Source organism: Leucobacter chromiireducens, assembly GCF_051993095.1.
Classification (GTDB): domain Bacteria; phylum Actinomycetota; class Actinomycetes; order Actinomycetales; family Microbacteriaceae; genus Leucobacter; species Leucobacter chromiireducens.
In genome coordinates, this window is the sequence record NZ_CP197024.1 from 1,368,167 (window position 1) to 1,381,531 (window position 13,365).

The 13,365-nt window shown below is 67.0% G+C and carries 10 protein-coding genes; 7 read left to right on the plus strand and 3 right to left on the minus strand.

What is annotated here, in order from left to right:
- The first annotated feature begins 110 nt into the window (after nt 1-110).
- Both ACR81A_RS06095 and ACR81A_RS06100 read left to right on the plus strand, forming a co-directional pair.
- Nucleotides 111-599 (plus strand): Lrp/AsnC family transcriptional regulator, encoded by a 489-nt coding sequence (locus ACR81A_RS06095; protein ID WP_202382087.1) that lies wholly within the window; start codon nt 111-113, stop codon nt 597-599.
- A gap of 67 nt (nt 600-666) precedes the next feature.
- The gene (locus tag ACR81A_RS06100; RefSeq protein ID WP_202382088.1) at nt 667-1,242 is read left to right on the plus strand and encodes an isochorismatase family protein; all 576 of its coding nucleotides are present in this window, start codon (nt 667-669) and stop codon (nt 1,240-1,242) included.
- Nucleotides 1,243-1,284: 42 nt separating this feature from the next.
- On the opposite strand, the gene ACR81A_RS06105 is transcribed toward ACR81A_RS06100, so the two are convergent.
- From ACR81A_RS06105 to ACR81A_RS06115, 3 genes are all read right to left on the minus strand, one after another.
- The gene (locus ACR81A_RS06105) at nt 1,285-3,012 is read right to left on the minus strand and encodes a cation:proton antiporter (protein ID WP_202382089.1); all 1,728 of its coding nucleotides are present in this window, start codon (nt 3,010-3,012) and stop codon (nt 1,285-1,287) included.
- Between the two features lie 12 nt (nt 3,013-3,024).
- Nucleotides 3,025-4,224 carry a winged helix DNA-binding domain-containing protein gene (locus ACR81A_RS06110; RefSeq protein WP_440313013.1) on the minus strand — a complete coding sequence of 400 codons (1,200 nt, stop codon included), beginning with the start codon at nt 4,222-4,224 and terminating at the stop codon, nt 3,025-3,027.
- Between the two features lie 120 nt (nt 4,225-4,344).
- Nucleotides 4,345-5,427, minus strand: coding sequence for an NADH:flavin oxidoreductase/NADH oxidase (locus ACR81A_RS06115; RefSeq protein WP_440313014.1), 1,083 nt, complete (start codon nt 5,425-5,427; stop codon nt 4,345-4,347).
- 100 nt (nt 5,428-5,527) lie between these two features.
- Between ACR81A_RS06115 and ACR81A_RS06120 the strand changes: the two genes are divergently transcribed.
- The 5 genes from ACR81A_RS06120 to deoC all read left to right on the plus strand — a co-directional run bounded on the left by ACR81A_RS06120 (nt 5,528) and on the right by deoC (nt 13,353).
- A complete protein-coding gene (locus ACR81A_RS06120; RefSeq protein WP_202382092.1) occupies nt 5,528-6,964 on the plus strand; it encodes a DUF2130 domain-containing protein in 1,437 nt (478 codons plus the stop codon).
- On the plus strand, nt 6,961-9,546 hold the full coding sequence (locus ACR81A_RS06125; RefSeq protein WP_202382093.1) for a DEAD/DEAH box helicase: 2,586 nt from the start codon (nt 6,961-6,963) through the stop codon (nt 9,544-9,546). The genes ACR81A_RS06120 and ACR81A_RS06125 overlap by 4 nt, the downstream gene beginning before the upstream one ends.
- A gap of 125 nt (nt 9,547-9,671) precedes the next feature.
- Nucleotides 9,672-11,141 (plus strand): non-hydrolyzing UDP-N-acetylglucosamine 2-epimerase, encoded by a 1,470-nt coding sequence (gene wecB, locus ACR81A_RS06130; RefSeq protein ID WP_440313015.1) that lies wholly within the window; start codon nt 9,672-9,674, stop codon nt 11,139-11,141.
- Nucleotides 11,138-12,595, plus strand: coding sequence for a glycosyltransferase family 2 protein (locus tag ACR81A_RS06135; RefSeq protein WP_440313016.1), 1,458 nt, complete (start codon nt 11,138-11,140; stop codon nt 12,593-12,595). The genes wecB and ACR81A_RS06135 overlap by 4 nt, the downstream gene beginning before the upstream one ends.
- The gene (deoC, locus tag ACR81A_RS06140) at nt 12,592-13,353 is read left to right on the plus strand and encodes a deoxyribose-phosphate aldolase (protein ID WP_440313017.1); all 762 of its coding nucleotides are present in this window, start codon (nt 12,592-12,594) and stop codon (nt 13,351-13,353) included. Before ACR81A_RS06135 ends, deoC begins: the two co-directional genes overlap by 4 nt.
- Nucleotides 13,354-13,365 lie beyond the last annotated feature (12 nt).

The following is a 13,365-nucleotide window of genomic DNA, read 5'->3' on the forward strand; positions in this document are numbered from 1 at the left end:
GCGGTGGAACCTACTAATTGTGCAGTATATTCGTAATCAGTAGAGAAAAGGTGAATTCTCTTCGGAATTCGTCGTGACGGTGAGATTTCTGCGAGTGAGAGCGGTGAGCAATGTCTGAGGGGTCGAAGAATCTGCGCCCAGAGCTGGAATTGGACGAGATTGACCGCAAGATCGTCGATGAATTGCAGTCCAATGGTCGGATGACGAATGCGGAGCTTGCGGAACGCGTCGGCGTGGCGGCTTCGACCTGCATCGCCCGCGTGCGCAGCCTCGTGTCTCGCCGCATCATCACTGGGTTTACCGCGACGGTTGATCCCCGAGCGATGGGGCTGGGGCTCGAAGTGCTCATCAGCGTGACCGTGCGCTCGGGAGCCCGGCAGCGCATTACGGAGCTGAGCGACGAGCTCCGTGGGTTGCCCGAGGTGATGCAGCTCTTCTTCCTGGGCGGAGTTGAGGACTTCATCATCCATCTCGCCGCGCGTGATTCCGATCACGTGCGCGACTTCGTTACCGAGCACCTGTCCGCGGACCCGGCGGTCTCCTCGACGCGCACGAGCATCGTGTTCAGCCATCACCAGAACCCAGTCCGCGCGAGCTAGCTTCCATTTCGTCGCTCGACACGTAGGCTGAGAGCGTTGCTTGTTGACTCGCGAGGTTGGAGGGGCCATGGCCCGTGGGCTCTTGATCGTTGATGTGCAGAACGACTTCACGGAGGGCGGTGCGCTCGGTGTCACCGGCGGAAACGCCGTCGCAGCGGGCATCTCCGAGCTTCTGGCGCGCGATCCCGAGCGGTTCGCTCTCGTCGCCGCATCGCGAGACTGGCACGAGGCGGACTCAAGCAACGGTGGGCACTTCGCGGCGCCGGGCTCGGCACCAGACTTTGCGTCCACCTGGCCGCCGCACTGTGTGCAGGGCACGCCCGGGGCTGAGTACCACCCGGCGCTCGACCTCGGTCACATCGACGTTCACGTGCGGAAGGGCGCGGGGACGCCCGCATACTCCGCGTTCGAGGGCACCACGCTCGACGGGCGTGGCCTTGCGGAGGTGCTGCGTGAGCGCGGCATTGACGAACTTGACGTCGTGGGTATTGCGACCGACTACTGCGTTCGTGCCTCCGCGCTCGACGCTGTGGCGCAGGGGCTGCGCGTGCGCGTGCGCTCGGAATTCATTGCTGGGGTCGCTCCCGAGAGCTCAGCGGCGGCCCTGCGCGAGCTCGCTGCCGCGGGCGTGGAAATTCGCTGACTTTGCTGGACCCCTGATCCGGGAACTCTGGCGATCCTCTCGCTAGTGGGTGCCGGGCGGCGTCAGGCGGGTCTCGTGCGCGTCGAGCGCGAGCTCCGCCGCGTGCAGCGCGTGTGAGCTGTACCGCCCGATGGCTCGCTCTTCGAGAAGGGCCGCGCGCTGCGCCTCGAGCCCCACTCGGCTCAGCCGCATGTACGCCCGGGCCGGGGTCTCTTCGCTGGGCAGAATAATGCCGCCCGTACCGCCCCGGGTGAGTGTGATGGGCGTCAGGCTGATCTTCGCGCTTGCCCGTGCACGCTGCACGACTTCCTCGGGCACCATCGGGTGTTCCGGGTCGTCGCTCGCGAGCGCGTCGTCGATTGCGGCGTTTGCAGCCTCAACGAGATCGCCCTTGAGGGACACGAGTTCAGCCTTGCTCGCCCCGGCCCCGGAGCCATTCGGCCACAGCTTCCGAATGACGAGCGGGAGCGAGAGCCCGTGCAGGAGCAGCGTGATGACGGCGACCGCGAACGCGATCAGGATGACCTGCGCTCGGTAGGGAATGCCCACCGGGATGGACTGGGCAGCCGCGAGCGTGACCACGCCACGCATGCCGCTCCAGGAGAGCGCCGCACCGTCGCGCCACCCGAGCGGCTGCGCGCGCTCGTGCTCAAGGTCGGCACGCGAGCGTTCCGCAAGCAACTCGACCCGCTGCACGCGCCGCGAATTCGGATCGTCCGTCGCGCGAGCGCGGCGCGCCAATCGCGTGAATCCATTGCTGCGCTGCTCGTACCGCCGCGCGGTGCCGCGCATGGAGAGCAGCAGCGGCAGCATGAAGAGCGCCCGACACCCGATCAGCACGCTGACGAGCGCGAGCGCGATGAGTGCGACGTGCTCGAGGCGGATCGGGCTGTCTCCGACGTGCTCGACCAGCGCGTGGAGCTGCAATCCCATGAGCAAGAACACGCCGTTCTCGAGCGCGAACTGGAGGGTGCGCCAGTTGAGCCGCTCATTCATGCGTGCGGTCGCGCTGAAGCGGCGTGAGGCATGGTGCCCCGTGTAGAGCCCCGTGATCACCACCGCGAGCACACCCGACGCGTGCATGGCCTCGGCCGGAATGAACGCGACGAACGGAACCGTGAACGAGACGAGCGTGTCATACACCGGGTTGCGAAGCTTGGAGCGGAGCCACACCGTGAGCACACCCATGAGCCCGCCGACGACGATCGCGGTGGTGACAGAGAACGCGAACGAGCCCGCTGCTTCCCAGAACACAAAGCTGCCGGCAACCGCCGCGACCGCGGTCTTGAGGAGCACGAGCGAGGTTGCGTCGTTGACGAGGCTTTCGCCCTCGAGGATGGCGACCACCCGGTCAGGCATGCCGAGGCGCTTGCCAATCGACGTCGCGGCGACGGCGTCAGTGGGGCTGATCACCGCGCCGAGCGCGATGGCGACGGGGAGCGGGATCTGCGGGACCGCGAAGTGCAGCACCGCGCCGATCACCACCGCAGTGATAAGCACCAGCAGGACAGACAATCCGACGACGGGGCGCAGGTTCCGTCGGAAGTCAACGAGCGGCACGTTCACCGCGGCCGCGTAGAGGAGCGGCGGGAGCACACCGAGCAGGATGAGCTCGGGGTCCACTTCAACGAGCGGCACGAAGGGGAGGTAGCCGATGCCGATGCCGACGACGACGAGGAGCAGGGGAGCAGCCACGCCGATCCGGCCACCCAGGATAGACATGCCGACCAAAATGACGACTGCGAGGACCGCGACGAGGGCAACTTCCATGGGTCTACACTCTCATGCTCCGGGTGTTGGCTGGGGCGGCATTGGTGCTGCCGCCATGATCGTGAGCGGCAGCGTGTCGGTCTCGTGGAATGCGCTCCACTCTTCGACACGAGGCGCGAGGGCCTCCGCGGTGACGGTCTCGCCGGGGAGCGGTGTGACCTCGATGCCGCTGCGCGCTCGAGCACCGCGTCGCCAGGTAGCGCGTGTGCGGCCGTTCTCCGTCACAGTTGCGAGGAACATCCCGTTGCGGCCTGGCACGATGTGCGCAAAGTGCGCGGGATCGAGCTGCGCGTCGCGCTCCGTGTAGCCCAGGAGATGCTCGTCGAATGCGGGGAGGAGTTGCCACGCCAGGTCCTCAGCGGAACTCGAACTCGCTGCGGGGAGCAGCGCGCCGAGCTGCGCCGGGGCGAGCCACAGCTCTGGTCCGTCCGCGCTCGCGAGGCGCACCGCGTCGGCCGTGCCCTGCGCCGCCGCGAGCCGGAGTGCGTGCCGGGCCTCGCGGATCGTGAGACCGGTCCACCACGCGAGGTCCTTCGCACTGACGGGCCCACGTGCGGCAATATAGCGCGCGGCCAGTTCCGCGAGCGCTTCGTCGCCCTCAAGCGAGCGCGGGGACGTCACCCACTCATCGGCGCGTACGAGCAGCGGCTCGCTCGCATTGCGGAGCGGGCCAAACGTCGCGAGTCCGTTCTGGCACAACCACCAGATCACGTGGTACCGCCACCCGCTCTGCCACTCGATCCCCGCGTCCGTCCACACGCTGGCAAGTTCGTCGCGGCTCAGCGCCCGCCCGCCCGCCAGCGCAATAAGCGAAATGTCGACGAGCTGATCAAGGGTGGCGTCGCTCAGACCAAGGAATGCGCGCCGCCGCGGAGCACCTGCGAGCACCCGATGGTTCGTAGCGCGCTGCAGCCAGGTGATGTCTTCGGCCGCCACAACGTGGATCGTGCCGCGCATCGGCCATGACCGCACGAGGAGTCCGCTTTCGAACGCCGCGTGCACATCACTCACGGTCGTTCCCGGCGTGCGCACGCCGAGGGCCCACCGCGACGCCCGCCAGTCCTGCCCCTGCACCGCGAGCATACGGCGAGCGGTCGCCGCGATCCGTGCGGCCCCGTCGCCGTTGCCGTCGTCAGCACTGGTGCCAGCTGCCAAACCCAAAGCGCGCATGCGCACACGAAGCAGATCGTCGCGGCTGAGGATCTCTGTCATGGAGTCAGAATAGACCCCGCCACCGACAGGCACTGCTGCGCGATCCGCGCGTCCGCCGCGTCCGTGCTCGAGGAACAACCCCGAGGACCGAGCCCGAGAACCGAGCCCGAGAACCGAGCCCTAGAACCGCGCGCGGTGATAAGGCCCAGGCGTGAGCGACTCGGCAGACGGGGCGCGGAGTTCGCGGGCCCAGCGCAGCGGCAGGTGCGGGTCGGCGAGCAGCGGGCGGCCGATGGAGACGATGTCGGCCTGCTCCGTGACGAGAATCGCCTCGGCCTGCGCAGACTCCGTGATCATGCCGACCGTGCCGACGGCGAGCGGGCCACCACGCAACTCAGCTGCGAGCGGCACCTGATATGAGGGGCCAATGGGGATCCGGGCATCCGGCAGATTCGCGCCCGAGGACGCATCGACGAGGTCCGCTCCGTCCTCGGCAAGCCACCCGGCAACGATGCCGCACTCCTCGAGGGAGAACCCGCCGGGCACCCACTCGGTGGCCGACACTCGAACCACAATCGGGAGCTCCGGGTGCGCAGCGCGAAGCGCACGCACGGTCTCGCGCAATAGCCGTGCGCGACCGGCGAGATCGCCACCGTACGCGTCATCCCGGTGGTTGGAGAACGGTGAGAGGAATGAGTGAAGCAGATAGCCGTGCGCAGCGTGAACCTCGATCGCGTCGAAGCCAGCGGCGACGGCTCGACCGGCCGCAGCAACAAACGCCGCAGTGACGCCGGGAATCTCATCGCGCGTGAGTTCGCGCGGTGTCGCGAGATCTCCAAACGGGATGGGGGAGGCACCGACGGTCTCCCAGCCGCCTGCCGCCACATCGACGGACCCCGTGGCGGCGTCCGGCAGCCACGGGTGCGTCGACGCCTTGCGGCCCGCATGCCCGAGCTGCACCCCAATGCGAGCACCGTGTGCGTGCGCCAGCTCAGCAATCCGCGCGAACGCCGGTACCTGCGCGTCGCTCCACAGCCCGAGGTCGCGCGGCGAGATCCGCCCTTCTGCGACCACAGCGGTTGCCTCTACCATCACGAGCCCCGCCCCACCCCGAGCCAGCGCGCCGTAGTGCTGCAGATGCCAATCCGTGGGAACCCCATCGGCCGCCGGCACCGAGTATTGGCACATGGGCGACACCCACAGGCGATTGCGCACCTCAAGGTTGCGGAGACGGAACGGACGGAACAGCAGGGGATCGGCCATGCCGGTCAGTGTACCGGCGGCCCGGCGCGGGTCGAATGTCGGCGGCCTGTGCCAGGGTGGAGCAGGAAGGTACAGACCGCGAATCCCGCAGGAGGCGCTGATGCGCGAGATCAAGTGCCCGCACTGCGGGAAGTCGTTCACCGTCGACGAGGCAGGCTATGCCGACATCGTGAAGCAGGTGCGCGACAGCGAGTTTGAGGCGCAACTGCACGAGCGACTCCAGCTCGCCGAGCAGGAGAAAGACGCAGCCCTCGAGCTCGCTCGCGTCACCTCAGCCAGCAAACTCCAGCAGGCTGAAGCCGCGAAAGATACGGAGATCCAACGGCTTCAGGCGCAACTTGCCGAAGGAGAGACCGCACAGCGGCTCGCTGTCGCGGAGGCGCTCGGGCAGGTCGAGAAGGATCGCGACGCGCTCGCCGCAGAGCTTGCGGAGGCGAAGCGGGAGTGGGCCGCCGCCGAAACCCTGACGCGCGAGCGGCACGAGGCCGCGCTGCGCGAGGCCGTTGCGCCGCAGGAGCGCGAGCTCGCTGAGCTCCGCGCGCAGCTGGCTGGCGAGGCGACGGCGAGAAAGCTCGCGGTGACGGAAGCCGTGGGCCGCATTGAGAAAGAGCGCGACGAAGCACGGAGCAGCCTACAGCAGGCGCAGCTCGAGAAGCAGCTCGCTGAGCGCGCGCTCACTGAGCGCTACGAGACCCAGCTCAAGGACCGCGACAACGAGATCGTGCGTATTCGGGATATGAAAGCGCGCCTGTCGACGAAGATGATCGGTGAGACTCTCGAGCTGCACTGCGAGAACACGTTCAATCAGATTCGTGCCACGGCGTTCCCGCACGCGTATTTCGAGAAAGATAACGATGCGCGGAGCGGAAGCAAGGGCGACTACATCTTCCGTGACTTCGATGCGGCCGGCATCGAGGTGGTCTCGATCATGTTCGAGATGAAGAACGAGGCGGACGAGACCGCGACAAAGAAGAAGAACGAGGACTTCCTGAAGGAGCTCGATAAGGATCGGCGAGAGAAGGGCTGCGAGTACGCGGTGCTCGTGTCGCTCCTTGAGCCCGAAAGTGAGCTCTACAACAGCGGTATTGTTGATGTGTCGCACCGCTACCCGAAAATGTACGTCGTGCGCCCGCAGTTCTTCCTGCCGCTCATCACCCTGCTGCGCAACGCCGCACTGGGGGCGCTGCAGTACAAGACCGAACTTGAGCACGTGAAGTCGCAGAACATCGACATCACGGAGTTCGAGAGTGAGCTTGACACGTTTAAGAGTGCATTCGGGCGGAACTACGAGCTCGCTTCCGCGCAGTTTGCGGAGGCGATCAAGCGCATCGACACGTCGATTCGCGAGATGGAGAAGGTGCGGGAGCAGCTGCTCAAATCGGAGAACAATCTGCGCCTCGCAAACGACAAGGCACAGGGAGTCACGGTGAAGAAGCTGACTCGGGGCAACCCGACGATGCAGGCGAAGTTCGCCGAGCTTGGCGCCGCACGTGCGAACGACGGCGCAGACACCACGAAGGAGAACACCGACGCATGAGCCTCGATCAGGCCCTCGACGCCGCCCGCGCGGGCGGCGCGGATGAGGCATTCGCCGCGTTTGAATCGTGGGCCGAGACCGAGCGGGGCCTGCGTCTCTACCCAGCACAGGAGGAGGCGATCCTCGGCATCACGCTTGGCAGCAACGTGATCCTTGCGACGCCGACTGGAACCGGAAAGTCGCTCGTGGCGATTGGAGCGCACTTCATTGCGCTCGCGGAGGGCCGGCGTACCGTCTACACCGCCCCGATCAAGGCGCTCGTGAGCGAGAAGTTCTTTGACCTCGTGGGGATCTTTGGTGCGGAGCGCGTGGGGATGGTCACGGGAGACAGCTCGATTAACCCGGACGCCCCGATCCTCTGCTGCACGGCGGAGATTCTCGCGAACCTCGCAATTCGCGACAAAAACGTCGATAACCCCGAGACCGGCGGCATCACTCAGGTGATCATGGACGAGTTCCACTACTACGCGGACCCGGATCGCGGGTGGGCGTGGCAGGTGCCGCTCCTGCTGATGCACGACGCGCAGTTCTTGCTGATGTCGGCAACGCTCGGCGACGTCACCGAGCTCGCGGCAGATCTCAGCGACGCGACGGGGCGCGACACCGCGCTCGTCACGGGGGTTGAGCGCCCGGTGCCGCTGAGTTTCAGTTACGAGGTCGCCCCCGCGCACGAGGTCGTGGAGCAGCTCATCGCTGACCGTGAAGTGCCGGCGTACCTCGTCCACTTCAACCAATCGCACGCCGTTGAGCAGGCCCAGGCGCTCGCGTCCATCAAGATCGTCGATCGCGCCGGCCGCGACGAGATCGCAGCGGCGATTGGTGATTTCCGGTTCTCGACTGGTTTCGGCGGCACGCTCTCGCGACTCGTGCGTTCGGGGATCGGCGTGCACCACGCCGGGATGCTGCCGCGCTACCGCCGACTCGTCGAGCAGCTCGCGCAGCGTGGACTCCTCCGGGTGATTTGCGGAACGGATACGCTCGGCGTCGGCATCAATGTGCCGATCCGCACCGTCGTCATTACGGCGCTCACGAAGTTCGACGGTGAAAAGATGCGCCGGCTCTCGGCGCGAGAGTTCCACCAGATTGCCGGCCGCGCGGGCCGTGCGGGCTACGACACCGAGGGCGATGTCATCGCGCTTGCGCCGGAGCACGAGATCGAGAACGCGAAGGCGGCGGCGAAGGCGGCGGCGAAGGCAGCTGACGGAAAGGGCGGAAAAAAGGCGAAGCCCGCGAAGAAGAAGGCACCGCCGCAGGGCTTCGTCGCGTGGAGCGAGCAGACACTCGACAAGCTCGTTGCGTCCGAACCCGAGCCGCTTGTCAGCCGCATGCGAGTCACTCACTCGATGGTGCTGGGCGTCATTGGCCGCGGCGAGGAGTGGGAGGGCGAGGCCCTCAACACGATGCAGATGCTCATTTTCGACAGCCACGAGCCGCGGGCACGGCAGTTCGCACACGCGCGCACCGCGCTCGAGATTTTCCGCACGCTGCGGAACGGCGGCATCGTGGAGGTCCACGAGGACGCACAGGGGCAGCGACTGCTGCGCCTCACCGTTGAACTCCAGGCAAACTTTGCGCTCAACCAGCCGCTCTCACCGTTCGCGCTTGCAGCAATCGAACTGCTGGATCCCGAGTCAGTGAGCTATCCGCTCGACGTGATCTCGATCATCGAGGCAACGCTTGAGGACCCGCGCGCGATCGTGCGGGCGCAGGAGCACCGCGCACGTGGGGAAGCAGTCGCAGCGATGAAGGCCGAGGGGATCGAGTACGAGGAGCGGATGGAACTGCTCGAGGAGATCACCCACCCGCAGCCGTTGAAGGAACTGCTCGACGAGGCGTACGAGGCCTACGTGAAAGAGGTGCCTTGGGCGCGTGACTACGAGCTGCGCCCGAAGTCGATCGTGCGCGACATGGTGGAGCGCGCCTTCGGGTTCCGCGATCTCGTGTCCTTCTACCAGCTCGGCCGCGCCGAGGGCGGGGTGCTTCGCTACTTGAGCGACGCATACCGCGCGATCGAGCGCACCGTGCCGGAGCAGGCGAAGAGCCCCGAGCTCGAGGAACTCATCGACTGGCTCGGTGAGTTGGTGCGCCAGGTTGACTCGAGCCTTGTGGACGAGTGGGAGGAGCTTGCGCACCCCGATCCTGAAGCGCATGCCGCGGCGCAGTCCGCGACCGTTGACCTCGCCCCGCCCGCGCGCTCGGTGCTTGCGAACGAGCGCGCGTTCGCGGTGATGCTGCGCAACGCGCTCTTCCGGCGGGTGCAGGCCGCGGCCTTCGAACGCTACGCCGAGCTCGCCGAGCTTGACGGCGCCCACGGTTTTGGTGAGCAGCGCTGGCGCGATGCGCTCGCGGGCTACTTCACGGAGTACGACGAGATTCGCACGGATGCTGACGCGCGAAATGCCGCCCTGCTCGAGATCGACAAGAGCACGGCGGCAGCTGGCGAGTGGCGCTTCCGGCAGGTGCTGCTTGACCCGTCGGGCGATCGTGACTGGGCAATCGAGGGGATCATCGACCTCGCGGAATCTGAAGCGGACGGCGAGCCCGCGGTGCGCGTGCAGCGCGTGGGCCCGTTCCAGGACTAGCCGCGCGGCGCGCCGAGTCTGGCGCGCCGCACCCGTGGATCCCTAGAATACAGCGCAGATGGACGGCCGAATTCGCGGCCGCCGCGGGGCAGTGTGGTGCTGCCGGGGACCGCGAGGGAGACACCATGCATATTCCGTACGCAGAGCGCACCCGTGTGCTGGTGGTCATTGGCACGAGGCCCGAGGCCATCAAGATGATCCCGGTGATTCGGGCGCTGCAAGACTCAGGGACGTTTCGCCCAGTTGTGATCGCGACGGGGCAGCACATGGAGCTGGTTGAGGACCTGATTCTCCGTTCCGGGCTGCGGATCGACGCGAACCTCCGGGTGTCGGAGCCCCGGGACGGCGTGCGCCCCACCCTGAACGAGATGTTCGCGCGCATCATGGTGGGAATCGACCGGATTTGGAGCGGCCAGGCAGTGCCCTCCGAGTTCCAAGCAGACGGACGTCGAGAGGTGAGTGGCGCGGTTGCGTGCCTCGTGCACGGGGACACGAGTTCCGCCGCCGCCGCGGCGCTTGCGTCGTTCAACCTCCAAATCCCAGTGGTGCATGTCGAGGCGGGCCTGCGAACCTCGGACCTGCTCTCCCCGTTCCCCGAAGAGGGAAACCGGCAGCTGATCTCGCGGATCGCGGCGCTGCACCTCGCACCGACGACCGCCAACAAGATGAACCTGGTGCGGGAGGGCGTCGACTACGATCGCGTCATCGTGACGGGAAACACGTCAATCGATATGCTGCGCTGGGCTGCGGCGGAGGCGAGCGGCTTCGGCCCGGGGCTTGAAGGCCTGGAGCCGGATCCCGCGCACCCCATCGTGCTCGTCACTGCCCACCGGCGCGAGAACTGGGGCGCTGGCCTGCAGCGGATTGCCGCGGCGATCCGTGAACTCAGCGAGCGGTACCCGAACGCCCGTTTCGTCGTGCCTATGCACCCGAACCCAGTTGCCCGTGGCCCGCTGCTCGATGCGCTCAGTGACCGCGAGAACGCGCTGCTTGTCGAGCCCCGCGATTACCTCGCGTTTGCTCACCTCATGGGCGCCGCCCGGCTCATCATCACCGACTCCGGCGGTGTGCAGGAGGAGGCACCCGCGCTCGGCACCCCCGTGCTTGTGGCTCGGGACACGACTGAGCGAGGTGAAGGCGTTGACGCTGGCACGCTGACACTCGTGGGAACCGATCCCAATCGAATCATTGCTGAGGCGGCCGTGCTGCTCGAAGATGACCTGGAGCACGCTCGTCGCGCGGCAAAGCCGAATCCGTACGGCGATGGTCACGCATCCGAGCGCATCGTGCAGGCCCTCGAACACATTTTGCGCGCGGGGGAGCCACCGCACGAACTCTCCGGGAACGGGCTACGCGATGCCGTGCTGCGGCGGCTCGGACTCGATCGCGACGGCGATGAGGGAGGCGCCCCACTCAGCTCGGGGGTGCAGCCTCGCCACGCCTCGGTGACCCCCGAGCTCGCGGTCGCGAGTTCGGGCGCCTCCGTTGCGGTCTCCGCGGTGGAGCTTGCCCGCACCCTTGACACTGCCGCCGACCCAGCAGCCATGCTTCCCCACGCGCCCGCAGCGGTCGTGGCCGCGGGCGGGGCGGAATGACGGCCGGACTCGCGGGTGACACCGCGGTGGCGCTGCATCCCGCATTCACCGTGCCCAGTATCGGGGAGATCCTGTACTTCCTCATCCACCTCTACGACGGGCTGCCGATCTGGGCGATCCCGATATTCTGGGCCGCTCTCGTGGGCATCCTGGGCAGCTTCGTCTCACTCATCGTGCTCATTATTCGAGCAGCGCTGATCCGCCGCGAGCTGCGCGACGTTGATCGGCAGCCGCGGGAGAAGTCCGGAGAGGACGATTTCCTGTGGGTGTTCATGGTTCCTGCGCTCAACGAGGAGATCACGATCACCGACTCGGTGAGCCGGCTGCTCGAGGTCGAGGTGACCCACAAACGGATCCTCGTCATCAATGACGGCTCGAGCGACAAGACGGGGGAAATTCTCGCCGGGCTTGCAGCGCCCGAGCTCACCGTGCTCACGCGGGTGCCTCCGAACGCGCGTCAAGGAAAGTCCGAGGCGTTGAATGACGCGTGGCGCTATCTTCACGCACGAATTCTGGGCTCCGGCGTGTACGCAGGCTGGGACCCGGCTCGGGTTATCGTGACCATTGTTGACGCTGACGGACGGCTCGACCCGGAGGCTTGGCGCGTCGCAGCCCACTTCGCGGACCCCCTCGTGGGTGGCGTGCAGTCGCAGGTACGCATCTATAACCGGCACGGGTTTATCACCTGGGCGCAAGACCTCGAGTTCGGTGTGTTTGGCAGCGTGTTCCAACTCGGTCGTGTCGCCTGGGGCACCGCAAATATGGGCGGGAACGGGCAGTTCAACCGCCTCGCCGCGCTCGATAGCGTCGCCGAGGAGGACACTGCTGGGAACCGCGGGCCGTGGCTCGCCGGGCGGCTGACCGAGGACCAGGACATCGGGCTGCGGCTCATCCACGCCGGGTGGCGCGGCGCGCAGTCGACCGTGGTGACCATCAATCAGCAAGGTCTGCACTCGCTGCGTGCGCTGTATCGACAGCGGACGCGCTGGTCTCAGGGCGCGTGGCAGGTGCTGGATCGAATCTGGCCGAGCATGCGCAACCCGCACCTCGGGTTCGTCGCGAAGGTTGACCAGCTCTGGTACCTCCTGACGCCGATCGTGCAGGCCATCGTGGGCCTGTCGGTGGTGCTGAGCGTGATTTTCCTCGCCTTCGGGCTGTACCGGCCGCACTGGTCGATCTTCATCATCGTGCTCTTCTACGTGTTCTCGGCGGGGCCGGGCATCGCGGGCGTCTTCTTTACCCGGCGCCGGCCCGGGCTCGTACCGTTTCTCATGAACCTGCTGCTCGCGCACCTCTATCTCTTCTACTCGTGGCTGATCTACCCGGTCGTGTATCGTGCACTCTTGCGACAGCTGATCGGACGAAACAGCTGGGCGAAGACGAAGCGCGAGGCGATTGCGCCCGCGCCGGGGCCGGCACCTGGCCCCCTCACCCCAGGGACGGAGACCGCATGACCACCGCCGCAGATTTCACCACTGAGACGTTCCTCGCGAACGCAGACCACACACTCCTCGCGCCGGGCACCACACCGGCCGAGCTTGAGCAGTTCCTGCTCGACGCGCGCAGGCTTGGGGTCGGGCGCGTGTGCATCAGCCCCACGCTGGTGGAGGATGCCGCAGCTCCGCTCCGCAGTAGCGCCGTGCAGATCGTCACGGTTGTGGGCTTTCCGAGCGGCGTCCACACCGCCGAGGTGAAGGCCGCCGAGGCCGCGCAGGCGGTTGCGGACGGTGCCGCCGAGATCGATATGGTGATGAACCGTGGCCTTGCGCGTGCCGGCGACTGGGGCGGCGTGCAGGCCGAGATCCAGGCGGTGCGCGACGCGGTGCCCGGCGTCGTGCTCAAGGTGATCCTCGAGACCGCCGCGCTGAGCGATGCGCAGATCGTCGCTGCCTGCCGCGCCGCGGAAGCCGCCAGAGCCGATTTTGTGAAGACCTCCACCGGCTTCGACCCGGCGGGAGGAGCGAGCGTGCACGCCGTGCAGATCATGGCAGAGACCGTGGGGGGTCGGCTCGGCGTGAAGGCATCGGGAGGAATCCGCACGGCGGCAGCGGTGCGCGAGCTTGCGGCCGCCGGCGCCACCCGCTTCGGAGTGTCGGGAACCGCAGCGATCCTCGAGAGCTGGGGGCACCAATCGTCTTCCGCCGCGGGCTCGGCGGGCGTGTCCGTTGCCACGGGGGCGATCCAGCTCCCGGGTGCGGGCGGCGTATACTGAGCGCTCTAGACT